We start from the raw sequence: 25361 nt of genomic DNA, 5'->3' as shown, positions 1-25361 counted from the left end.
GCGCTTTGCTTAATACCCGCCAGTGCTTATCGTTCAGCCTCCCGTAGAAGAAGCCCACGCGCCCAATGGTTGATCATTCAATGCAATCCTCCTCCCGTAGTCCCCGTCGCTGGCTGTTCGGCCTGCTTGTTCTGTTGGTCGTCGCTGGCGTTTGCTGGAAATTCTGGCCCGCAGGCGACCAGAAAGAGCCTGCCGGGCAGAAAGCTGCGGCGGGGCACACTGGCAAGTCTGGGGGGATGCGGCCGGGGTTCGGCGGCGCTACCGGGCCGATTCCGGTGCGTGTGGCGCCGGCTGTGAAGGGTGATTTCCCCCTTTACTACAAGGCGCTGGGCACCGTTACCGCGCTCAACACCATCAATGTGCGTAGCCGGGTCGGCGGTGAACTGGTGAAGATTGCCTTCGAGGAAGGGCAGATGGTCAAGGCCGGCGACCTGCTGGCGCAGATCGACCCGCGTCCGTACCAGAACGCCTTGCTGCAAGCCGAAGGGACTCTGCTGCAGAACCAGGCACAGTTGAAAAACGCCCAGGTGGATGTCGAACGCTACCGTGGTCTGTATCGCGAAGACAGCATCGCCAAGCAGACCCTGGACACCGCGGAGGCGCTGGTCGGCCAGTATCAGGGCACGGTCAAGACTAATCAGGCAGCGGTCAACGACGCCAAGCTCAATCTCGAATTCACCAGAATTCGCGCCCCGATTGCCGGCCGTGTAGGCCTGCGTCAGCTGGACGTCGGCAACCTGGTGGCCGCCAATGACACCACGGCCTTGGCCATCATCACCCAGACCCAACCGATCAGCGTCGCTTTCACCTTGCCGGAAAACAACCTGAGCGTGGTGCTGGAGCGTTATCGTTCGGGGGCGAAGTTGCCTGCTGAAGCCTGGGACCGCAGTGACACCAAGTTGCAGGCGACCGGCGTGCTGCAGAGCCTCGACAACCAGATTGATGTGACCACCGGCACTCTGAAATTCAAGGCCCGCTACGACAACCGCGACCAGTCGCTGTTTCCAAACCAGTTCGTCAACGTCCACCTGTTGGCCGACACCCTGAAAAATGTCGTGCTGGCACCTTCGGCCGCCATCCAGTTCGGCACCAATGGCACCTTCGTCTACGCCCTCGATGGCGACAAGAAGGTCACCATTCGCCAGTTGAAAGTCGGTGCCAGTGACGGTGACAACACCGTGATCACCGAAGGCCTGGCCGCCGGCGACCGCGTCGTGCTCGAAGGCACCGACCGCCTCAAGGAAGGCAGCGAAGTGGAAGTGGTCAGTAACAGCAAGGACGTGCCGACCCCGCCGACCGAACACCTGCAGGGCAAGTCGGCGGCGTCGGCGCCTGATGCCACTGCGACCGACAAGGCGAAAAAGGGCGGCGCATGAACATCTCGCGGCTGTTTATCCTTCGCCCGGTAGCCACTACGCTTAGCATGCTGGCCATTATCCTGGCCGGCATTATCGCCTACCGCTTGCTGCCGGTGTCGGCGCTGCCTCAGGTCGATTACCCGACCATTCGCGTGATGACGCTGTATCCCGGCGCCAGCCCGGATGTCATGACCAGCGCCGTGACCGCGCCGCTTGAGCGCCAGTTCGGGCAGATGCCCGGCCTCACGCAGATGGCTTCGACCAGCTCCGGCGGCGCCTCCGTGCTGACCCTGCGCTTCAGCCTCGACATCAACATGGACGTCGCCGAGCAGCAGGTCCAGGCTGCGATTAACGCCGCTACCAACCTGCTGCCCAGCGATCTGCCGGCACCACCGGTGTACAACAAGGTCAACCCGGCGGACACCCCGGTCCTGACCCTTGCGATCACCTCCAAGACCATGCTGCTGCCCAAGCTCAATGACCTGGTCGATACGCGCATGGCACAGAAGATCGCCCAGATCAGCGGGGTCGGCATGGTCAGCATCGCCGGCGGCCAGCGCCAGGCGGTGCGGATCAAGGTCAACCCGCAGGCCCTGGCGGCCAACGGCCTCAACCTGGCCGACGTACGCACCCTGATCGGCGCGTCCAACGTCAACCAGCCTAAAGGCAACTTCGACGGCCCGACCCGGGTGTCGATGCTCGATGCCAACGACCAGCTGACCTCGCCCGCAGACTACGCCAACCTGATCCTCGCCTACGCCAACGGCGCACCGTTGCGGCTCAAGGACGTGGCGGAGATCGTCGACGGGGCAGAGAACGAACGCCTCGCCGCGTGGGCCAATGAAAACCAGGCGGTGCTGCTCAATATCCAGCGCCAGCCCGGGGCCAACGTCATCGAAGTGGTGGACCGGATCAAGGCGCTGCTGCCCAGCATCACCGACAACCTGCCGGCCGGTCTCGACGTTACCGTCCTCACTGACCGCACCCAGACCATCCGCGCCTCGGTGACGGATGTGCAGCACGAGCTACTGATCGCCATTGCCCTGGTGGTCATGGTGACGTTCCTGTTCCTGCGCCGCGCCAGCGCCGCCATCATCCCCTCGGTGGCCGTGCCGCTGTCGCTGATCGGCACTTTTGGCGTGATGTACCTCGCCGGGTTCTCGGTCAACAACCTGACCCTGATGGCCCTGACCATCGCCACCGGCTTTGTGGTGGACGATGCGATCGTGATGCTGGAAAACATCTCCCGCTATATCGAAGAAGGTGAAACCCCGCTGAACGCGGCGCTCAAGGGCGCCAAACAGATCGGTTTTACCCTGATTTCCCTGACGCTGTCGCTGATCGCCGTGCTGATTCCGTTGTTGTTCATGGCCGACGTGGTAGGGCGCCTGTTCCGCGAGTTCGCCATCACCCTGGCGGTGGCCATCCTGATTTCGCTGGTGGTGTCCCTGACCCTGACGCCGATGATGTGCGCGCGGCTGCTCAAGCGTGAGCCCGAAGACAAGGAACAGGGGCGTTTCTATCGCGCCAGTGGCGCGACCATCGACTGGATGATCGCGGCTTATGGCCGCAAGTTGCAGTGGGTGCTCAAGCATCAGCCGCTGACGCTGCTGGTGGCGATCGGCACCCTGGCGCTGACGGTGTTTCTTTACATGATCGTGCCTAAGGGATTTTTCCCGGTGCAGGATACCGGGGTGATCCAGGGCATTTCCGAAGCCCCGCAGTCGATTTCCTTTGCGGCAATGAGTCAGCGTCAGCAGGACCTGGGGAAAATCATCCTCGCTGACCCGGCGGTCGAAAGCCTGTCGTCCTATATCGGCGTCGATGGCGACAACTCGACGCTCAACAGCGGACGCCTGTTGATCAACCTCAAGCCTCACAGCGCCCGGGACCTGAGCGCCAGCGAAATTATCGCCCGCCTGCAACCGGAAGTGGACAAGCTGGTCGGTATTCGCCTGTTCATGCAGCCGGTGCAGGACCTGACCATCGAGGATCGGGTCAGCCGCACGCAGTACCAGTTCAGCATGTCGTCCCCGGACTCCGATTTGCTCAGTCTGTGGAGCGGCCGTCTGGTCGAGGCCCTCACCCAGCGACCCGAGCTGACGGACGTGGCCAGCGACTTGCAGGACAAGGGCCTGCAGATCTATCTGGTGATCGACCGCGACGCGGCGTCCCGGGTAGGGGTCTCGGTGTCGAATATCACCGACGCCCTGTATGACGCGTTCGGCCAACGGCAGATCTCGACCATCTATACCCAGGCCAGCCAGTATCGCGTGGTCCTGCAGGCACAGTCCGGGGAGAAAATCGGTCCGGATGCGCTGAACCAGATCCACGTCAAGACCGCCGACGGCGCCCAGGTGCGGCTGTCCAGCCTGGCGCACATGGAACAGCGCCAGGCACAACTGGCAATCACCCACATTGGCCAGTTCCCGGCGGTGATGATGTCGTTCAACCTGGCGCCCGGCGTGGCGCTGGGGCATGCGGTAGACATCATCGACCAGGTGCAGCAGGACATCGGCATGCCGCTGGGCGTGCAGACCCAGTTCCAGGGCGCGGCCGAAGCATTCCAGGCGTCGTTGTCGAGCACTTTGCTGCTGATTCTGGCGGCGGTGGTGACCATGTACATCGTGCTGGGTGTGCTCTACGAGAGCTACATCCACCCGATCACCATCCTCTCGACCTTGCCCTCGGCGGCGGTCGGCGCCTTGCTGGCGTTGCTGTTAAGTGGCAATGACCTGGGCATGATCGCGATCATCGGTATCATCCTGCTGATCGGTATCGTCAAGAAGAACGCGATCATGATGATCGACTTCGCTCTCGACGCCGAGCGCAATCAGGGGCTGGACCCGGAGACGGCGATTTATCAGGCGGCACTGCTGCGCTTTCGGCCGATCCTGATGACCACCCTGGCAGCCTTGTTCGGCGCTGTACCGTTGATGTTGGCCAGCGGCTCCGGCGCGGAGCTGCGTCAACCCCTGGGCCTGGTGATGGTGGGCGGGTTGCTGGTCAGCCAGGTCCTGACCTTGTTTACCACGCCGGTCATCTACCTCTATTTCGACCGTCTCGGTCGTCGCTGGGGCCATAAGTCCGTGCCCGTGGAAGCGGTAGAGCAGCCATGAACCTGTCCGGACCTTTCATCAAGCGGCCGGTCGCTACCATGCTGCTGAGCCTGGCGATCATGCTGTTGGGCGGTGTGAGCTTTGGCCTGTTGCCGGTGTCTCCGCTGCCACAAATGGACTTCCCGGTAATCGTGGTCCAGGCCAGCCTGCCGGGTGCCAGCCCCGAGGTCATGGCCTCAACCGTGGCCACGCCGCTGGAACGCTCGTTCGGGGCGATTGCCGGGGTCAACACCATGAGCAGTCGCTCCAGCCAGGGCTCGACCCGGGTGATCCTGCAATTTGACCTCGACCGCGATATCAACGGCGCGGCGCGGGAAGTCCAGGCGGCGATCAACGCTTCGCGCAACCTGCTGCCCAGCGGCATGCGCAGTATGCCGACCTACAAGAAGGTCAACCCGTCCCAAGCCCCGATCATGGTGCTGTCCCTGACCTCCGATGTCCTGGAGAAGGGCCAGCTGTACGACCTGGCCTCGACCATTCTGTCCCAGAGCCTGTCGCAGGTGCAGGGTGTCGGCGAAGTGCAGATCGGCGGCAGCTCATTGCCGGCCGTGCGCATCGAACTCGAACCCCAGGCCCTAAACCAATACGGCGTGGCCCTCGATGACGTGCGCACGGCCATCGCCAATGCCAATGTGCGCCGGCCCAAGGGCTCGGTCGAAGACGGCGAGCGAATGTGGCAGGTCCAGGCCAACGACCAGCTGGAAAAGGCCAAGGACTACGAATCGCTGATCATTCACTACGCCGACGGCGCCGCCTTGCGCCTCAAGGATGTGGCCAAGGTCAGCGATGGCGTTGAAGACCGCTACAACAGCGGCTTCTTCAACGACGACTCGGCTGTGCTGCTGGTGATCAACCGCCAGGCCGGTGCCAACATCATCGAGACCGTCAACGAAATCAAGGCCCAGCTGCCGGCGTTGCAGGCGGTGCTGCCAGCCAGCGTCAAGCTGAACCTGGCCATGGACCGTTCACCCGTGATCAAGGCCACCCTGCACGAAGCGGAAATGACCCTGCTGATCGCCGTAGCGCTGGTGATCCTGGTGGTGTTCCTGTTTCTTGGCAACTTCCGTGCCTCGCTGATTCCGACGCTGGCGGTGCCGGTGTCGCTGGTTGGCACGTTTGCGGTGATGTACCTCTATGGTTTCTCCCTGAACAACCTGTCGCTGATGGCACTGATCCTGGCGACCGGACTGGTGGTGGACGATGCCATCGTCGTGCTGGAGAACATTTCCCGGCACATCGACAAGGGTGTACCGCCGATGAAGGCCGCCTACCTGGGGGCCGAGGAGGTCGGTTTCACCCTGCTGTCGATGAACGTTTCGCTAGTGGCGGTGTTCCTGTCGATCCTGTTCATGGGCGGGATCATCGAGAGCCTGTTCCGGGAATTTTCCATCACCCTGGCAGCGTCCATCGTGGTTTCGCTGGTGGTTTCGCTAACCCTTACGCCGATGCTTTGCGCCCGCTGGCTCAAGCCCCATACACCAGGCCAGGAGAACCGCCTGCAGCGCGTCAGCCGCCGTACCAACGACTGGATGGTCGCCAAATACGCCACCAGCCTCGACTGGGTGCTGCGCCATCGGCGCCTGACACTGCTCAGTCTGTTCGTGACAATTGGGGTTAATATTGCGCTGTATGTTGTTGTTCCTAAAACATTTATGCCGCAGCAGGATACCGGTCAGCTGATCGGCTTCGTGCGTGGGGACGACGGGCTGTCGTTTACCGTGATGCAACCCAAGATGGAAACCTTTCGCCGTGCGGTACTCAAAGACGCGGCCGTCGAAAGCGTCGCCGGTTTCATCGGAGGCAGCAACGGCACCAACAATGCTTTCATGCTGGTGCGCCTTAAACCGATCCAGGAGCGCAACATCTCCGCCCAGAAGGTCATCGAGCGCCTGCGCAAGGAAATGCCTAAGGTGGCCGGAGCGCAGCTGATGCTCATGGCGGACCAGGATTTGCAATTCGGCGGTGGCCGCGAGCAGACCACCTCGCAATACTCCTACATCTTGCAAAGCGCGGACCTGGGCTCATTGCGTGAGTGGTACCCGAAAGTCGTGACCGCGCTGAAGGCTTTGCCTGAGTTGACGGCCATCGACGCCCGTGAAGGCAGCGGGGCGCAGCAAGTCACGCTGATTGTCGACCGCGATCAGGCCAAGCGCCTGGGCGTGGACATGAACATGGTGACCTCGGTACTCAACAACGCCTACAGCCAGCGGCAGATCTCGACCATCTACGACAGCCTGAACCAGTATCAGGTGGTGATGGAGGTCAACCCGAAATACGCCCAGGACCCGATCACCCTCAAGCAGGTGCAGGTGATCTCCGCCGACGGCGCACGGATTCCGCTGTCGACCATTGCCCATTACGAAAACAGTCTGGAAGACGACCGGGTCAGCCACGAGGGCCAGTTCGCCGCCGAGAGTATTTCCTTCGACATGGCCGAAGGGGTCACGGTGGAGCAGGGAACCGCAGCCATCGAACGGGCCATTGCGCGCCTTGGTATGCCGGAAGACGTGATCATCAAAGTCGCCGGCACCGCTGACGCGTTCGCTGCCACACAGAAGAGCCAGCCCTGGATGATCCTCGGTGCGCTGGTCGCGGTGTACCTGGTGCTGGGCGTGTTGTATGAGAGCTACATACATCCACTGACCATCCTCTCGACCCTACCGTCGGCCGGCGTCGGCGCGTTGCTGTCGATCTATGTGCTGGGCGGCGAATTCAGCCTTATTTCGCTGTTGGGGCTGTTCCTGCTGATTGGTGTGGTGAAGAAAAACGCCATCCTGATGATCGATCTGGCCTTGCAGCTCGAACGGTATCAGGGCCTGGCACCGCTCGAATCGATTCGCAGCGCCTGCCTGCAGCGGCTGCGGCCCATCCTGATGACGACCCTGGCCGCCATTCTAGGGGCCTTGCCCTTGCTGCTCAGTCGCGCCGAAGGGGCGGAAATGCGCCAGCCATTGGGCCTTACGATTATCGGCGGGCTGATCTTCAGCCAGGTGCTGACCCTTTACACCACACCGGTGGTCTACCTCTATCTCGACAAACTGCGCCATCGCTTCAACCACTGGCGTGGGGTGCGTACCGATGCTGCTCTGGAAACTCCGCTATGACTGACCGTTCGCTTTTCACCCTGGCCGCACCCCTGGTCTCGGCTCGCGGCTCGCGCCTGCTGAGCCTGGCGCTGTGCGTGGCCTTGCTCAGTGCCTGCGCCATCGGACCGGATTACCAGCGCCCGCAAGCGGCGGCCCCGGTGCAATACAAGGAAGCGGCCGGCTGGCGTCAGGCCAACCCCAGCGATTCCCTCGCGCGCGGGGCCTGGTGGGAGTTGTATGGCGATCAGCAGCTCAACGGCCTGATCGACAAACTCAACAGCGCCAACCAGACCGTCGCCCAGTCCGAAGCCCAATACCGCCAGGCCCAGGCCCTGGTGCGCAGTGCCCGTGGGGCGTTCTTTCCGACAGCTGACCTGACCGTGGGCAAGAACCGCTCCAGCCAGGGCACCGGCAGCAGCAGTTCCAGCCTGAGCAGTTCCGCCAGTGGCATCCGCGACACCTACACGGCACAGGCCGGGGTGAGTTGGGAGGCTGACGTCTGGGGCAAGCTGCGCCGCGGTCTGGAAGCTGATACCGCGAATGCCCAGGCCAGTTATGCCGACCTGGCGGCCATGCGCCTGAGCCAGCAATCGGAACTGGTGCAGAACTACCTGCAACTGCGCGTCATCGATGAACAAAAACGCCTGCTGCAAGCTACGGTCGAGGCCTACGAGCGCTCGCTGAAGATGACACAAAACCAGTACCGCGCCGGAGTTTCCGGCAAGGACGCGGTGGCCCAGGCGCAGACCCAGCTCAAGAGCACCCAGGCCGACATGGTCGACCTGATCTGGCAGCGCGCGCAGTTTGAAAATGCCATCGCAGTGCTGGTCGGCCTGCCCCCGGCGCAATTCAACCTGGCGGAATCCCGGGACATACCGACCTTGCCCGAAGTGCCGTTGAACCTGCCTTCACAACTGCTCGAACGACGGCCGGACATTGCCTCGGCCGAGCGCTCGGTGATGGCGGCCAATGCCAACATCGGCGTGGCCAAGGCAGCGTATTACCCCGACCTGACACTCAGCCTCAAGGGCGGCTACAGCAGCAGTACGTCGTCCAACTGGATCAGCGTGCCCAATCGCTTCTGGTCCGTAGGACCGCAACTGGCCATGACCTTGTTCGACGGCGGCCAGCGTTCGGCGGAAGTGGACCGCAGCGAAGCGGCCTACGACGAAACCGTGGCCAAGTATCGCCAGACAGTACTCGACGGGTTCCGTGAAGTGGAGAACTACCTGGTTCAGCTGAAGGTGCTGGAGAACGAGTCGCAAGTTCGCCAGCAGGCACTGGATGCGGCCCGAGAATCCCTGCGCCTGACCCAGAATCAGTATAAGGCGGGGTTGATTGCCTATATCGACGTGGTAGTGGTCCAGGCGACGGCACTGAGCAATGAACGCAGCATGCTCAGCCTTTTGCAGAGCCGATTGATTGCCAGTGTGCAGCTGATTGCAGCGCTGGGCGGCGGATGGGATGGACAGTTGGAGCAGAGCGCACAGTAGCGTCCCTCCTGTAGGAGCGAGCTTGCTCGCGATGGACGTCAGAACACCGCGTTATTCCAGGCAAAACGCGTCGCCGTTAGCGTCCATCGCGAGCAAGCTCGCTCCTATAGATAAGGGTATTTCCCCACCGTTTAACTGTTCAAACAAGCGTTTTATCGCCTTGATGGCCTTCTGCTCATTTTCTCAGTGCGTTCTTGTCGAGAATCAGTACAATCGCCGAATTCAACGCCGCCGAGCAAGGAAGCAGTACGGGTTCATTTCGAGAAATCCCATGCTTATTGGTAGCTATTCCCCCACGTTGGTTATCATTTCCCTGTTCGTCGCGATTCTCGCTTCCTACACGGCGCTCAACCTCACCGAACGCATTGCCACGGCCAAGGGCCGGGCGGTTTCGCTGTGGACGGCTGGTGGCGCCTTTGCCATGGGTGTCGGTGTCTGGTCGATGCATTTTATCGGCATGCTCGCGTTCACCTTGCCCATTGACCTGGGCTACGACGTTACGCTAACCCTGCTGTCACTGCTGATTGCAGTACTGTCCTGCGGCTTCGCCCTGTGGCTGGTCAGCCAGCCCCAGCTACCGGCCTGGCAGCTGCTGTTCGGCGCGCTGATCATGGGCAGCGGAATCAGTGCCATGCACTACACCGGCATGGCGGCGATGCGCATGCAGCCGGGCATCGATTACGATCCCGCGTTGTTCGGTGCCTCGCTGTTGATCGCGGTAGGGGCGTCCGGCGCGGCTTTATGGATCGCCTTCCGCCTGCGCCAGCACACGCCCCACGTTGCACTGATCCGTGGGGGTGCGTCGGTGATCATGGGTATCGCCATCGTCGGCATGCACTACACCGGGATGGCCGCAGCACGCTTTCCCGACGGCAGCTTCTGCGGTTCTGCGTCCAGCGGGCTGAGCGGCAGCGGGCTGGACAACCTGGTGCTGATTACTACCCTGGCGGTGCTGACTATCGCCTTGCTGACTTCGATTCTCGACGCGCGGATGCAAGCGCGTACAGCGGGTCTGGCCCAGTCACTGACCGAGGCCAACCGCGAACTGACCCAACTGGCCCTGCATGATCCATTGACCGGGTTGCCCAACCGGGTGTTACTGGCGGATCGCATCGACCAGGCGATGCTGGTGGTGCGCGAACAGGGCGGCTGTTTTGCGCTGATGTTCATTGATCTGGATGGTTTTAAGCCGGTCAACGATGCATTCGGTCACCATATGGGCGACCTGTTGCTGCGTGAAGTGGCCCAGCGCCTGCGGGTGGATCTGCGCAGTCAGGACACCCTGGCGCGGATCGGCGGCGACGAGTTTGTATTGCTGGTGCAACTGGCCGAACAGGATGACGCGTTGAATCTGGCGGCGCGTCAGGTCGGTTTGATTGCGCGCTCGTTCCGCGTCGCTGAGCATGACCTGCAAATATCCGCCAGCGTCGGCATTGCGATCTATCCGGGCAACGGCGAAACCGCCCAGGAATTGCTGATGAACGCCGATGCCGCGATGTATCACGCCAAGGGCACGGGCAAGAACGGCTATAGTTTTTTTGATATCTCAATGAACAGCAACGCGCGCAAGCAACTGCAGCTGTTGCAGGACTTGCGCGTGGCACTGGAGCAACAGCAGTTCAGTTTGTATTACCAACCCAAGTTCGACGCTGCCAATGGTCGTCCGGTCGGTGCCGAGGCATTGCTGCGTTGGGTGCATCCGACCCAGGGCATGCTGCTGCCGGACAAATTCATTGAGCAGGCGGAGAAGACCGGGCTGATCATTCCGATCGGTGAATGGGTGCTCAACGAAGCCTGCCGACAGATGCGCGAGTGGTATGTGCTCGGATACACCGACTGGCGCATCGCGGTGAATCTGTCGGCGTTGCAGTTCTGCCATGCCGGCCTTGTCCAGAGTGTCGCCAAGGCCCTGGCGACACACCATCTGCCGGCCAATAGCCTGACCCTGGAAATCACCGAAACCACCGCGATGAGCGACGCCGATGCGAGCATGACGGTGCTGCAGGCGCTGTCGGACATGGGCGTGGACCTGTCCATTGATGATTTCGGTACCGGCTATTCCAGCCTGATGTACCTTAAACGCCTGCCAGCCAACGAATTGAAGATCGACCGTGGATTCGTCCGCGATCTGGAGCGCGACAGTGATGACGCCGCCATCGTTTCGGCCATTGTCGCCTTGGGGCAGGCGCTGGGCCTGCGGATAGTTGCCGAGGGGGTGGAGACCGACGTGCAGCAGGACTTCCTGACGCAATTGGGGTGTGACTCGCTGCAAGGGTATTTGCTCGGTCATCCGCTGCCGGCACAGCGCTTCATGAAGGAGATTGTTCGGGGGGAGCAGATCGCGAAAGCCACACGCCATGCAAAAACCGCTGATGGCGGTTATTCTTGACCCCGACTGCTTACGCGAAAAATGGGGAAAGTCGGCATGGACAAAGTCATCGTCATCACCGGTGGGGGCCGAGGCATCGGCGCCGCAACAGCGCTTCTGGCCGCCGAACAGGGCTATCGGATCTGTATCAATTATCAGGCTGACGAAGAAGCGGCGCATGACGTGCTCGAGCAAGTCCGCGCACTGGGCGCCCAGGCGATCGCAGTGCGCGCCGACGTCAGCATCGAGGATGAGGTGGTTGGGCTGTTCAGCCGCGTTGACGCCGAACTGGGCCGTGTCACCGCCCTGGTGAACAATGCCGGCACCGTCGGGCACAAGTCCCGAGTGGACGAAATGTCCGAATTCCGGATTCTAAAAACCCTCAAGACCAACGTCCTGGCGCCAATCCTCTGCGCCAAGCACGCGATCCTGCGCATGTCGCCCAAGCATGGCGGCCAGGGTGGCAGCATCGTCAACGTGTCTTCGGTGGCGTCGCGCCTGGGGTCGCCCAACGAATACGTCGACTACGCCGCCTCCAAGGGGGCACTGGACAGCTTCACCATCGGCCTGTCCAAGGAAGTGGCGGGTGAGGGGATTCGGGTCAATGCCGTGCGGCCCGGGTTTATCTACACCGACTTCCATGCGCTGAGCGGCGACCCGGATCGGGTCAGCAAGCTCGAGTCGGCGATCCCGATGGCTCGAGGTGGGCGGCCGGATGAAGTGGCTGAGGCGATTGTCTGGTTGCTGTCGGACAAGGCGTCTTATGCGACAGGGACTTTTGTTGATCTGGGTGGCGGGCGCTAAGAGCTGAAGATCTTTGGAGGTTAAAAAGACCGAACAATCCGCCCCAACGTTTCCATTGCCTTCTCTGCCACCTCATCCCAAGGGCTGCCGTAATTCAGCCGGATACAATTCCTGAAGCGCCGGGTCGGTGAAAAAATCGGTCCCGGCGCAATGCTGATGCCTTGGGCCAGCGCCATCTGGAACAGCTTCAACGAGTCCATTTGCTCCGGTAACTCAAGCCACAGGAAATACCCGCCAGCGGGCTGGCTGACCCGGGTCTGTGCCGGGAAATAGCGGGCAATTGCCGCCAGCATCGCGCTTTGCTGCTCCTCCAGTGCGTAGCGCAATTTGCGTAAGTGTCGATCGTAGCCTCCATGTTGCAGGTAGTCGGCAATCGCCGCCTGGGCCGGCATCGACGCACAGAGTGAGGTCATCAGCTTCAGGCGTTCGATCTTCTGCGCGAAACGCCCGGCAGCTACCCAGCCAATGCGGTATCCCGGGGCCAGGCTCTTGGCGAACGAGCCGCAATGCATCACCAGGCCCTCGGTATCGAAGGCTTTAGCTGGTTTTGGGGCCTGTTGCCCGTAATACAGTTCGGCGTAGACGTCGTCCTCGATCAGCGGCACCTGATGACGACGCAACAATTCGACCAGCTCCTGTTTCTTCGCCTCGGGCATGGTCGCCCCCATGGGATTCTGGAAGCTGGTCATGCACCAGCAGGCCTTGATCGGATGGCGCTCCAGGGTCTGCGCGAGCACGCCCAAGTCAATGCCCTCGCGTGGGTGCACGGGGATTTCCACCGCCTTGAGCTTGAGCCGCTCGAGAATCTGCAGACACGCATAGAAGGCCGGCGCCTCGATGGCCACCAGGTCGCCTGGTTCGGTCACGGCCTGCAGGCACAGGTTCAGTGCCTCCAGGGCGCCGTTGGTAATCAGCAACTCCTCCATTGGCAACATCAGCCCGCCCACCATATAACGCAGGGCAATTTGCCGGCGCAGTTGTGGATTGCCGGGCGACATGTCGGTGACCACCATGCGCGGATCCATGTCCCTGGTGGCGCTGGACAGGGAGCGTGACAGTCGTTGCAGGGGGAACAGTGCGGGACTGGGGAAAGCCGAGCCGAAAGGCACGGTGTTCGGGTCCTTGATCGAATCGAGCACCGAAAACACCAACTCGCTGACGTCGACTTCGGTCGATTCGTTCACCTGACTGCTGATCACCGGCTCGGAAAACGGGCTCGGGGCGTGGGTGTTGACGAAGTAGCCGGAGCGCGGTCTGGCGCGGATCAGGCCGCGCCGCTCCAGCAGGTAGTAGGCCTGGAACACTGTGGAGGGGCTGACGCCGTATGTCTGGCTGGCGTAGCGCACCGACGGTACCCGTTGACCGGGGCCGAGGACGCCGGAGCGGATCAGTTCAGCGATGTCATCGGCGAATTTTTCGTAGCGTTTCATGTAAAACCCGGTCGGTGGTTCAGTTAAATCAGGGGGGGCTTCTTCGCGAGCAAGCCCGCTCCTACAGGTATTGTGGTGTCCTTGTGGGTGCGGGTCTGCTCGCGATGGCAGTCTAAGGGATCAACGGTTCATCGGCGCAACAAACCGGCTCTTGGCCTCGCTGTAGACCTCGGGCTCATTGGTATCGACGATCTTGAACACAATGCTTTGCGAGCTGCTGCTCGGCCGCTCCGTGGTCATCGCTACGGACACGGGGACGTCGACGATTTCCCCTGGCGCCAGGCTCAACTCGGTCTTGCCTTGCAGCTGGAAACTGTCAGCCTCGACCAGCGTCAGGCGATAGTCCTGGCGCTCCTGGGTTTTATTGATGACCTTCAAACTGTAGATGTTTTCGATCTGGCCCAGGCTGTTTTCGCGGAACAGCCCGCGGTCCTTGCTGACATCCAGCGAGACCATTGGCCGTTCCACCAGGGCTAGGGCGAGGGCACCGATCATCACCAGCAGCACGGCGGTGTAACCGATCAGTCGTGGCCTTAACAAGTGGGTCTTGCCACCCTGCAGTTCATGCTCGGAGGTGTAGCTGATCAATCCACGGGCGTAGCCCATCTTGTCCATGATCGAATCGCAGGCATCAATGCAGGCGGCGCAACCAATGCACTCCATCTGCAAGCCGTCGCGGATGTCGATGCCGGTCGGGCACACCTGCACGCACAACTGGCAGTCGATGCAATCTCCCAGGCCAGCAGCGGCCGGGGCGACGTCACGCTTGCGCGGGCCACGGTTTTCGCCGCGAGCGACGTCGTAGGAGATGGTCAGGGTATCCTTGTCGAACATCACGCTCTGGAATCGCGCATAGGGGCACATGTGCATGCACACTGCTTCACGCAACCAGCCGGCATTGATGTAAGTGGCGCCGGTAAAGAAAAGCACCCAGAACAGGCTGACACCGGCCATTTGCAGGGTCAGCAGTTCTTCGGCGAGGGGCCGGATCGGGGTGAAGTAACCGACGAAGGTCAGACCGGTGAGCAGGCTGATCGCCAGCCATAGGGTGTGCTTGGCCGAGCGACGCAGCAGCTTGTTCAGGGTCCAGGGAGCCGCTTGCAGTTTGATCCGCTGATTGCGTTCGCCTTCGGTGATCTTCTCGCACCACATGAATATCCATGTCCAGGAGCTCTGCGGACAGGTGTAGCCACACCAGACGCGGCCGGCGAATACGGTGATAGCAAACAGTCCAAACGCGGCGATGATCAGCAGCGCCGAGAGGAGGATGAAATCCTGCGGCCAGAAGGTGGCACCAAAGATGTGGAATTTGCTTTCGGACAGGTCCCATAGCACGGCCTGGCGACCACTCCAGTTCAGCCATACCGTGCCGAAGAACAGCAGGAACAGAAAGCCGGCACCGCTCATGCGCAATGTGCGGAACAGGCCGGTGAAGCTGCGGGTATGAATCAGGTTGTCACTGGACTTGGTCTTCGTCTTTGCACGCGAAGGCTCAAAAGTCTGGACTGGCCGGTCACTTTGCAGGGTTCGAACGGGAATTCTTTCGCTCATGGTCTTTCGCTCATCAGCCTCCATCAGGCCAGAGCACTATGAGCGTCGATCTGTTTGCATAACAGACTCAGCTAATGCAATAAAAAGCGGATCAGATGGGCTTTGACCCGCTGTCTGCGACAACTTGAAGCACCTGTTGAACAAGGCTCGGGCCGGCGTACATCACCTGTCCGCCAGCCCTGTTGATCAGAGTCAGTCAAATCACCGAATCACTGTCGGTGGCTTTCAAATGCTTACGCCCATCGACGGCTCCTGCTACGGTCAAAGCATCGGCTTCTGCTTCGGTGATGTAGACGCGCTTGCCATCAAGTTCGACTGCAGACATGGCTTTGTCCGAATCGGTGATCACGGTGACGTCAGGGCACAGGCGTATTTCTTCGCCGTTCTCGGTAGTGAAGAAGCACGTCTGGTTTTCGATGCGAACGGTCATGGCGGAGTCCTTATTTCTGCGGGGTTCTGCAGCGTTAGGCTATGGGCGTTCAGCATCGTTCGGTGCAACCGATTAATGGTTGGCGTGGTCCATCTACCAGGCCAATCACAAGGACAGCAGCATGAAAGCCTGGTGGCATGAAGTATGGGAAACCCTGCAAGCGGAATTCGCCGACATCGACGATGCAGCACAATTGACACAGATTACTGTGAGGCTCCTGATGGCGGCCATTTTGGGGGTCATATTAGGATTTGAGCGGTAACACAAGGGCAAGGCCGCCGGAGTGCGCACGCACATGCTGGTTGCTCTGGGCGCGGCATTGTTCGTGCTGGTACCGCAAATGTCCGGCTCTCAGGCCAATGCGATGAGCCGTGTCGTGCAAGGAGTCATCGCCGGCATCGGCTTTCTCGGCGCGGGAACCATTCTGAAAAACCAGGAAGGGGATGAAGGTCACGTGAAGGGCCTGACTACCGCCGCCGGCTTGTGGATGACGGCGGCTATTGGAATTTCAGCCGGTTTGGGCCGTGAGGCAACGGCGGTGGTCAGTACGCTGCTGGCGTTGGCGATATTGAGCGTCATGCCGAGGATTGTTGAAACCCTCGACAAGCGCAAGGAGTGACGCAAAGGCGTTGATCGAAGCGCGCATTCTTATTTGACAGGAATATAGGTTTGATCCTGTGGATGGTAAGAAAAAACACGCTGATCTGCAGCCGATAAATCGATGCGAACTATCGGAAGGAGAGTCTGGGTCAACGAATAGAATTCCCTTTGAAGTTTCTGTGCATCTTCTTTCCCGGGGAGGCTGATTGCGTTATAGAAAAATGCTTGGAAAGGCATCCTTTTGATGTCTTGCGCAGCCCAGGCAGTGGTGACTACCTCATTCCACTGATTGCGGTAATCAACAGGTAATAGTTTGCGAACCTCGATACTCAGGGCAAATTGATCCGTAGATTCCCGGAAGGCACACATGTAGAAATACGCCGGCTTCACTTTGTTGAAGTGAGCAAGCCATTGTTGTTCGTCGTGAATGCCCTGTTCGTCACAATGCTGGCTCCACTCTCGCTCATAACCGGGCAAATCCCGGGAGGTTTCGCCGCATCCGTCTGCGCGAAAGTCGGTGGCCGCATTGGTGGGGAACGAACAGCGCACTTTGATAGGAGCCGTGGAAAGGTCGGGCAAAGGACTCAAAATGATGCCAGCACCACGTGCATATAATGTCTTGATACCGGTATCAGCTCGAAGGTAGGAAAAGGCTGCGGCATCTCGCTCGATTTCACCTCCTGAAGCCACTAGCGTATCGGCCACTCTGACTAGCACACCATTGCAGTGAAATGCGGCGCTGCCATTTGCGCACCCTGCAGCACTATCCAGATAGCGGGCGTTTAAGTCGTTGGCTACATTTAGTGCGTTGACGGGCGAAGGCCCTTCGGATGAACATCCGGCGAGAATAGAAGTTGCTAGCACAAACACGATTAGATTATTGGGCATGGGGTAGGCTCATGAACACTTGTTCGGTGGTTGGCAGGTTCCCCGATAGTGTCCAGCTTTGCCGCAATCGCCGTAACTGGCATTTATGACAGTTTTTTATGCTGAGTAGCGATAGTGCGTGCAATGCTCGAGTGTGTCGACGTGTTCCAGAAGTGGCCTTGCGGTAGCGACGATCCCGCCACCGCAGTGTTGCGCTCAACTGCTTAAACGACCACGGGCGGCAAGGTTGTCGGCGGGTCTTCCCGTGGCGGTGGGACCGTTCCAGGAGGCTCCTGCTCTGGCACCGGCTGCGGATCGGTTGGCGGGATAACGGGGCTGTCGATATTCGGATCTGGCGTTTCAACGGGGTTGGGAATCGTCATCGTTGCATCTCCAGTGGCACATGGCTTGAGTCGTGCTTAAGTCTGTTGACCCTTGCGCCATTGAAATGATTCCCGCGACTTAACCGGCAAATCAGCGTGAACTTTTAGCCGCGCAGGTCGCTCGGAACCTAAGTGAGTTCATTCCGGGGCCGACTGCTTTGCGAATGTCGACCCAGTACAAGAGCGTCCATGGGGCGTAAAGGAGAGATGCTCGATGACGACTGAAAAGCCTACAGAGTTGAGCTACAACCCTCATATACCGTTGTCGCAGGCACTGCTGCTGCCGCGAATCGCGATTGAAGACACCATGCCGATCCTCGATTGTGGGCAGTTTGCTGTCAAAGCCGTGGTGGGTCAGGAGGTGGTTGTAACTAGCAAGGTCTTTGCCGACGGCCACGACAAGCTCGCGGTGCGGGTGCGCTGGCGCTCCGAGCGCGATGAGGCCTGGCAGAGCGCGGTCATGGGCGAGTTGGGCAACAACGGCTTTCAGGGACAGTTTCGCGTCGAGCGTCAGGGACGATATGTGTTCTGTGTCGAAGCCTGGATCGATCAGTTCGGCAGCTTCTGTTACGAGCTGGAAAAAAAGCACAGCGCACGGGTACCCGTCAGCCTGGAACTGCAGGAAGGCCGCACTCAGGTCCAGCAGGCCGCCGAGCGTACCGAAGGCCCGCTTAGCGAAGCGTTGGCGGCTTTGCACCATGAGTTGTCCGGTCTGCTCGAAACCGAGCAAGTTGCACTGTTCCTGCACCAACGTAGCGCCGATCTGATGGCGCAGGCCGACCATCGTGCGTTCGTCAGCCTGAGCCCGGAATTCCCGGTAGACGTTGAGCGCGAACTGGCGCAGTTTGCCAGTTGGTACGAACTGTTCCCCCGTTCGATCACCGACGATCCAGCCCGGCATGGCACTTTTAACGACGTGCACTCGCGGTTGCCGATGATCCAGGACATGGGCTTCGACGTCCTGTATTTTCCGCCGATCCATCCGATCGGTCGCAGCCATCGCAAGGGCCCTAATAATTCCCTCACGGCCGGTCCTGATGACCCGGGCAGTCCTTACGCCATTGGCAGTGCCGAAGGTGGCCATGAGGCCATTCACTCGCAATTGGGGACGCGTGAGGACTTCCGTCGGCTGGTAGCGGCGGCGGCCGACCACGGCCTGGAGATCGCCCTGGACTTTGCGATCCAGTGCTCCCAAGACCACCCCTGGCTGCAGCAGCACCCTGGCTGGTTCAACTGGCGTCCGGACGGCACGATCAAATACGCCGAGAACCCGCCGAAGAAATACCAGGACATCGTCAACGTCGACTTCTATGCGGTCGATGCGATTCCGAGCCTCTGGGTCGAACTGCGCGACATCGTGGTGGGCTGGGTCGAGGAGGGCGTGAAAATCTTCCGCGTCGATAATCCGCACACCAAGCCCCTGCCTTTCTGGCAATGGCTGATCGCTGACGTTCGTGCGTTGTATCCGGAAGTGATCTTCCTCGCCGAAGCCTTCACCACGCCGGCGATGATGGCGCGCCTGGGCAAGGTCGGCTACTCCCAGAGCTACACCTATTTCACCTGGCGCAACACCAAGTACGAGCTTTCGACTTATCTGGCGCAGCTTAACGAATCGCCTTGGCGGGAATGTTATCGCCCGAATTTCTTCGTCAATACACCGGATATCAACCCTGCGTTCCTGCATGAATCCGGGCGAGCCGGGTTCCTGATACGTGCGGCACTGGCCACTATGGGGTCGGGCCTTTGGGGCATGTATTCGGGCTTTGAATTGTGCGAAGCGGCGCCGGTACCGGGCAAGGAGGAATACCTCAACTCGGAAAAGTACGAAATCCGCCCGAGGGATTTCAACGCGCCAGGCAACATCATCGCCGAGATCGCCCAGCTTAATCGCATTCGTCGCCAGAACCCTGCGCTGCACTCGCACCTTGGATTGAAGATCTACAACGCCTGGAACGACAACATCCTGTACTTCGGGAAGCGAAGCGCCGATGGCAGCAACTTCATTCTGGTGGCGGTCAACCTCGATCCGCATAACGCCCAGGAAGCGAATTTCGAGCTGCCGCTTTGGGAAATGGGCCTGCCGGATGACGCGCACACCCAGGGTGAGGACTTGATGAACGGGCACCGCTGGACCTGGTACGGCAAATACCAATTCATGCGCCTGGACCCGGCTCAGCAATCGTTCGGGATCTGGCGGATTTCAGGATCTTGAATAACCGAGCCTTCGGCAGCTCCTACAGGGGGCGGTTTGCGAGATGCATCGCCTTATCGAATTCAACAGGAGTTTCACATGGCGAAGAAACCCAAGGCAGCCACCTTTATCAAAGACCCGCTCTGGTACAAGGATGCGGTGATTTATCAGGTACATGTAAAGTCATTTTTCGACTCCAATAACGATGGGATCGGCGATTTCCCCGGCCTGATCGCCAAACTCGATTACATTGCCGACCTCGGCGTCAATACCATCTGGTTGCTGCCGTTCTATCCGTCACCGCGTCGCGATGACGGATACGACATTGCCGAATACCGCGGCGTACATCCAGACTACGGCACGATGGCCGACGCCAGGCGGTTTATCTCCGAGGCCCATGACCGAGGTCTGCGAGTCATTACCGAGCTTGTCATCAATCACACCTCCGACCAGCACGCCTGGTTTCAACGCGCGCGCAAGGCCAAAAAAGGTTCGGCCGCCCGGGACTTCTATGTGTGGTCCGATGATGATCAGAAATACGACGGTACGCGCATCATCTTTCTCGACACCGAGAAGTCCAACTGGACCTGGGATCCGGTGGCCGGCCAGTACTTCTGGCACCGCTTTTATTCGCACCAGCCGGACCTGAATTTCGACAACCCGCAAGTCATGAAGGCCGTGCTGTCGGTGATGCGCTACTGGCTCGACATGGGCATCGACGGCCTGCGCCTGGACGCCATTCCGTATCTGATCGAACGCGACGGCACCAACAATGAGAACCTGCCTGAGACCCACGACGTCCTCAAGCAAATCCGCGCTGAAATCGATGCCAATTACCCCGACCGCATGCTGCTGGCGGAGGCCAATCAATGGCCGGAAGATACGCAGTTATATTTTGGTAACACCGACGCCGAGGGCCTCAATGGCGATGAATGCCATATGGCGTTCCATTTTCCGCTGATGCCGCGCATGTACATGGCGCTGGCCCAGGAAGACCGTTTCCCGATCACCGATATCCTGCGTCAAACCCCGGAGATCCCCGCCAACTGTCAGTGGGCTATTTTCCTGCGCAACCACGATGAGTTGACGCTGGAGATGGTCACCGACAAGGAACGCGACTACCTGTGGAATTACTATGCCGCCGATCGCCGCGCGCGGATCAACCTCGGCATTCGTCGCCGTCTGGCGCCATTGATGGAACGTGACCGCCGCCGCGTGGAACTGCTCAACAGCCTGCTGCTGTCGATGCCCGGTACGCCGACCTTGTACTACGGCGACGAAATCGGCATGGGCGACAACATCTATCTGGGCGACCGTGATGGCGTTCGCACGCCCATGCAGTGGTCGATTGATCGCAATGGTGGCTTCTCGCGCGCCGACCCGGCCAGCCTGGTGTTGCCACCTATCATGGACCCGCAATACGGTTACCTGTCGGTGAACGTGGAGACACAGGCCGGCGACCCGCACTCACTGCTCAACTGGACCCGGCGCATGCTCGCGGTGCGCAAGCAATCCAAGGCATTCGGGCGCGGCACTCTGAAAATGCTCTCGCCAAGCAATCGCCGAATCCTGGCCTATACCCGTGAATTCACCGGCGAAGACGGCAAGCACGAGATCATTCTGTGCGTGGCCAACGTCTCGCGCAGTGCACAAGCGGCCGAACTGGACCTGTCGGCCTACACCGGCATGGTGCCGGTCGAGATGCTTGGTGGTAACGCCTTTCCGCCAATCGGCCAGCTCAACTTCCTCCTGACCCTGGCGCCTTACGGTTTCTACTGGTTTGGTCTGGCGGCGGAAAACCAGATGCCGAGCTGGCACGTGGAACCGGCGCAAAGCCTGCCCGACTTCACTACCCTGGTGCTCAAGCACCGCATGGAAGAACTGCTGGAAGCGCCGTCCCGCGCCACGATGGAACAGGGCATCCTGCCAAACTGGCTGCAGAACCGCCGCTGGTTTGCCGGCAAGGACGCCACCATCGAACAAGTAAAACTGGCTTACGGCGTGCGTTTTGGCGACGCCGAGCATCCAGTGTTGCTGAGTGAGATTGACGTCACCAGCAATGGCCAGACCAGTCGGTATCAGCTGCCTTTCGGCTTTATCGCCGAAGATCAGGTCGGCCCGGCGTTGCCGCAACAACTTGCGTTATCGCGGGTTCGCCGCGGCCGCCAGGTAGGCATCATCACCGATGCATTTGCCTTGGAAAATTTCATTCGTGCTGTGTTGCAAGGGATGCAGAACAACACCGTGCTGGCGTCTGACGAGGGCGAGATTCGCTTTGAACCGACCGCTGCGCTGGCTCAACTGGGCCTCAACGCGGAGTCGGAGGTGCGCTACCTGTCGGCCGAGCAGTCCAACAGTTCGGTCGTGGTCGGCAAGAGCCTGGTGCTGAAACTGATCCGCAAAATCGCCTCCGGGGTGCACCCTGAACTGGAGATGAGTGCGTACCTGACCCATGCCGGGTTCGCCAATATTTCCCCACTGCTGGGTTCGGTGATTCGCCGCAACGCCGAAGGCGAGGACACGCTGCTGATGATCGCCCAGGGCTTCCTGAGCAATCAGGGCGACGCTTGGGAATGGACGCAGAACAACCTCGAGCGCGCCCTGCGCGACGAACTGGCGCAAGCCATTTCCGAGCAGGAGCAGCACTACAACGCGCTCGGCGAACTGAAGGATTTTGCCGGCATGCTCGGCCAGCGCCTGGGTGAAATGCATCAGGTGCTGGCGGCACCTACCGATGACCCGGACTTCGCGCCGCAGGTCACCACACAGAAAGAAGCCCTGGCTTCGGCCAAGGACGTTGCCGCACAAGTGGAACACGCGCTGAAGTTGCTCAAACTGCATCAAACCGAACTGAACCCGACAGACCAGGTGCTGGTCAGTCGTTTGCTGGGCAACCAAAAGGCCATTCTGAGCCATGTCCAGGCGTTGGGTAAAAAGGCAGCAGGCGGCCTGCGGATTCGCGTGCACGGAGATTTGCACCTGGGCCAGGTGCTGGTGATCAAGGGCGATGCCTACCTGATCGACTTTGAAGGCGAACCGGCCCGGCCACTTTACGAACGACGGGGCAAGCACAGCCCGTACAAGGATGTGAGTGGGGTGCTGCGCTCGTTCGATTACGCCGCGGCCATGACCATCAATGTCCACAACGTCGACAACACCGAGGACGCACAGGCGGCGCGAGTCAGGGTCGCCGAGCGTTATTTAAATGAAGCGCGCCAGGCATTTGTCGATGCTTATCGGCTGGCGGCAGCTAGTCTTGGTCATGCGTGGCAAGATCCGGGAGGTGAGGACGCCGCGCTGGCGTTGTTCGGTCTGGAAAAGGCCGCGTACGAGGTAGCCTATGAGGCTGAGAATCGCCCGACCTGGCTGCCCGTGCCGTTACATGGTTTGTATGGTTTATTGAGTGGGCTTAAACCCTTTTCCGATCTTGGTGGAGAGTAGTCATGAGTTTCCAGAACAAGGAACTGGGTCACGCTAAAGAAGCGCTGCTGCCCGGATCACAGGACATCGACGCGCTGGTTCGCGCCGCGCATCCTGACCCTTTTGCAATACTCGGTCCCCATGGAGACAACGCCGGTGGGCAATTCATTCGGGCCTATTTGCCAGATGCCCTGAGCGTGCAAGTGCTCGCCAAGGACTCCGGGGAGGAACTGGGGAATCTTGAGTCTACCCAGACCCCAGGCCTGTTCGTTGGGCATTTCGATCGCGCCCAGCCTTACCTGTTGCGCACCCGCTGGGCAGGCGGTGAACAGGTTTGCGAGGATCCCTATAGCTTCGGCCCATTATTGGGCGAGATGGACCTGTATCTGTTTGCCGAGGGCAACCATCGGGACTTGAGCAGTTGCCTCGGTGCGCAGTTGCAAACGGTCGATGGGGTCGATGGCGTGCGGTTCGCCGTCTGGGCGCCGAATGCCAAGCGGGTCTCGGTGGTGGGGGATTTCAACAACTGGGACGGTCGTCGTCATCCCATGCGCATGCGTCATCCCACCGGTGTTTGGGAACTTTTCATCCCGCGCATGCAGGCAGGAGAAACCTACAAGTACGAAATTCTGGGCGCCCACGGCATCCTGCCGCTGAAGGCCGACCCGATGGCGCTGGCTACCACGTTGCCGCCAGACACGGCGTCGAAAGTCGCCTCGCCCCTGAGCATCGAATGGCAGGATCAGGAGTGGATGCAGGCGCGAATCCAGCGCCAGCACCCGAGTGCGCCGCTGTCGATCTACGAGTTGCACGCCGGTTCCTGGCAGTGTGAGTTGGATGACCTGGGCGAAGTCGCCCGCCAGTACACGTGGCATGAGTTGGGCGAGCGGCTGATTCCTTATGTGAAGGAACTGGGTTTCACCCACATCGAGCTGATGCCGATCATGGAACACCCGTTCGGTGGGTCATGGGGTTATCAGCTCCTGTCGCAATTCGCCCCGAGTGCGCGTTACGGTTCGCCGGATGATTTTGCCGCCTTCGTTAACGCGTGCCACCTGGCGGACATCGGCGTCATCCTTGATTGGGTGCCGGCGCATTTTCCTACCGATACTCACGGCCTGGCGCAATTCGATGGGACCGCGCTGTACGAATATGGCAACCCGCAGGAGGGTTTCCACCAGGACTGGGACACGCTGATCTACAACCTCGGCCGCACTGAAGTGCACGGTTACATGCTGGCGTCGGGGTTGCACTGGCTCAAGCACTTTCACGTCGACGGCCTGCGCGTCGACGCAGTGGCGTCGATGCTCTATCGCGACTACTCGCGCAAGGCCGGCGAATGGGTGCCCAACCGTCATGGCGGTCGAGAGAACCTGGAAGCGATCGACTTCCTGCGTCACCTCAACGATGTGGTCAACCTTGAGGCCCCTGGCGCGTTGGTAATCGCCGAGGAATCGACTGCGTGGCCCGGCGTCAGCCAGAGCACGCAACAGGGTGGCCTGGGTTTCGACTACAAGTGGAACATGGGCTGGATGCACGATTCGTTGCACTACATCCAGCAGGACCCGGTGTACCGCGGGCATCATCACAATGAGCTGAGTTTTGGCCTTGTGTATGCCTGGTCCGAGCGCTTCATCCTGCCGATTTCCCACGATGAAGTGGTGCATGGCAAGCATTCACTGATCGACAAGATGCCCGGCGACCGCTGGCAGAAATTTGCCAACCTGCGGGCATACCTCAGCTTCATGTGGTCGCACCCGGGCAAGAAATTGCTGTTCATGGGATGCGAGTTCGGCCAATGGCGCGAGTGGAATCACGACCAGCAATTGGATTGGTACTTGCTGCAGTACTCGGAGCACAAGGGGGTGCAGAAGCTGGTGGGCGACCTCAACCGGTTTTACCGCGAAGAACCGGCGATGCACGACCAGGACGACGCGCCACAGGGCTTCCAGTGGTTGATCGGAGATGATGCGATCAACAGCGTCTATGCCTTCCTGCGCTGGAGCAAGGAGGGCCGCCCGGTGCTGGTCGTGGCCAACTTCACGCCGGTGCCCCGCCAGGGTTACCGAGTCGGCGTGCCGTTTGCCGGGCGCTGGACCGAGGTCATCAACAGTGATGCGGCGATGTATGCCGGGTCCAATTATGGCAACGGTGGCGGGGCGTTTACCGAGGAAGAACCCAGCCACGGGCAGGCGCTTTCACTGTCGCTGAATTTGCCGCCTTTGGCGGTGTTGATCTTGCGGCCTGAGGCTTAAGTCAAA

At 60.3% G+C, this 25361-nt stretch carries 13 protein-coding genes and 1 pseudogene; 10 read left to right on the top strand and 4 right to left on the bottom strand.

The annotated features are described in order from the left end of the window. The first annotated feature begins 65 nt into the window (after positions 1-65). The 6 genes from L9059_RS03415 to L9059_RS03390 all read left to right on the top strand — a co-directional run bounded on the left by L9059_RS03415 (position 66) and on the right by L9059_RS03390 (position 12228). Entirely contained in the window at positions 66-1376 is a 1311-nt protein-coding gene (locus L9059_RS03415) for an MdtA/MuxA family multidrug efflux RND transporter periplasmic adaptor subunit (RefSeq protein ID WP_247287616.1), read from the top strand. Further along, complete coding sequence (locus L9059_RS03410) at positions 1373-4477, top strand: MdtB/MuxB family multidrug efflux RND transporter permease subunit (RefSeq protein ID WP_247287607.1); 3105 nt, start codon at positions 1373-1375, stop codon at positions 4475-4477. Before L9059_RS03415 ends, L9059_RS03410 begins: the two co-directional genes overlap by 4 nt. After that, a complete protein-coding gene (locus tag L9059_RS03405) occupies positions 4474-7581 on the top strand; it encodes an efflux RND transporter permease subunit (RefSeq protein ID WP_247287606.1) in 3108 nt (1035 codons plus the stop codon). The genes L9059_RS03410 and L9059_RS03405 overlap by 4 nt, the downstream gene beginning before the upstream one ends. Continuing rightward, the gene (locus L9059_RS03400; RefSeq protein WP_247287604.1) at positions 7578-9056 is read left to right on the top strand and encodes an efflux transporter outer membrane subunit; all 1479 of its coding nucleotides are present in this window, start codon (positions 7578-7580) and stop codon (positions 9054-9056) included. The genes L9059_RS03405 and L9059_RS03400 overlap by 4 nt, the downstream gene beginning before the upstream one ends. Positions 9057-9327: 271 nt before the next feature. Next, a complete protein-coding gene (locus L9059_RS03395; protein ID WP_247287594.1) occupies positions 9328-11445 on the top strand; it encodes a putative bifunctional diguanylate cyclase/phosphodiesterase in 2118 nt (705 codons plus the stop codon). Between the two features lie 36 nt (positions 11446-11481). After that, positions 11482-12228 carry an SDR family oxidoreductase gene (locus L9059_RS03390; protein ID WP_247287592.1) on the top strand — a complete coding sequence of 249 codons (747 nt, stop codon included), beginning with the start codon at positions 11482-11484 and terminating at the stop codon, positions 12226-12228. A 20-nt stretch (positions 12229-12248) separates the two neighbouring features. Here L9059_RS03390 and mapR read toward each other — a convergent pair whose 3' ends face one another. The 3 genes from mapR to L9059_RS03375 form a co-directional block, all read right to left on the bottom strand. Continuing rightward, on the bottom strand, positions 12249-13658 hold the full coding sequence (gene mapR, locus L9059_RS03385; protein WP_247287584.1) for a GntR family transcriptional regulator MpaR: 1410 nt from the start codon (positions 13656-13658) through the stop codon (positions 12249-12251). Between the two features lie 120 nt (positions 13659-13778). After that, the gene (gene ccoG, locus L9059_RS03380; protein WP_247287572.1) at positions 13779-15209 is read right to left on the bottom strand and encodes a cytochrome c oxidase accessory protein CcoG; all 1431 of its coding nucleotides are present in this window, start codon (positions 15207-15209) and stop codon (positions 13779-13781) included. A gap of 196 nt (positions 15210-15405) precedes the next feature. Beyond that, the gene (locus tag L9059_RS03375; RefSeq protein WP_247287560.1) at positions 15406-15639 is read right to left on the bottom strand and encodes a DUF3203 family protein; all 234 of its coding nucleotides are present in this window, start codon (positions 15637-15639) and stop codon (positions 15406-15408) included. 121 nt (positions 15640-15760) lie between these two features. On the opposite strand from L9059_RS03375, the pseudogene L9059_RS03370 reads away from it, so the two are divergent. Next, positions 15761-16258, top strand: a pseudogene (locus L9059_RS03370) (MgtC/SapB family protein). A 29-nt stretch (positions 16259-16287) separates the two neighbouring features. Here L9059_RS03370 and L9059_RS03365 read toward each other — a convergent pair. Next, positions 16288-17127, bottom strand: coding sequence for a hypothetical protein (locus tag L9059_RS03365; RefSeq protein WP_247287558.1), 840 nt, complete (start codon positions 17125-17127; stop codon positions 16288-16290). A 576-nt stretch (positions 17128-17703) separates the two neighbouring features. Between L9059_RS03365 and L9059_RS03360 the strand changes: the two genes are divergently transcribed. From L9059_RS03360 to glgB, 3 genes are all read left to right on the top strand, one after another. Beyond that, positions 17704-19701 carry an alpha-1,4-glucan--maltose-1-phosphate maltosyltransferase gene (locus L9059_RS03360; RefSeq protein WP_247287555.1) on the top strand — a complete coding sequence of 666 codons (1998 nt, stop codon included), beginning with the start codon at positions 17704-17706 and terminating at the stop codon, positions 19699-19701. Positions 19702-19779: 78 nt separating this feature from the next. Continuing rightward, on the top strand, positions 19780-23121 hold the full coding sequence (gene treS / locus L9059_RS03355; RefSeq protein ID WP_247287554.1) for a maltose alpha-D-glucosyltransferase: 3342 nt from the start codon (positions 19780-19782) through the stop codon (positions 23119-23121). Between the two features lie 2 nt (positions 23122-23123). Further along, on the top strand, positions 23124-25355 hold the full coding sequence (glgB, locus tag L9059_RS03350) for a 1,4-alpha-glucan branching protein GlgB (protein WP_247287552.1): 2232 nt from the start codon (positions 23124-23126) through the stop codon (positions 25353-25355). The last annotated feature ends 6 nt before the right edge of the window (positions 25356-25361 follow it).

Origin of the sequence: Pseudomonas violetae, assembly GCF_023072615.1 — a bacterium.
GTDB lineage: Bacteria > Pseudomonadota > Gammaproteobacteria > Pseudomonadales > Pseudomonadaceae > Aquipseudomonas > Aquipseudomonas violetae.
This window is presented reverse-complemented; position numbering and strand designations above follow the sequence as displayed.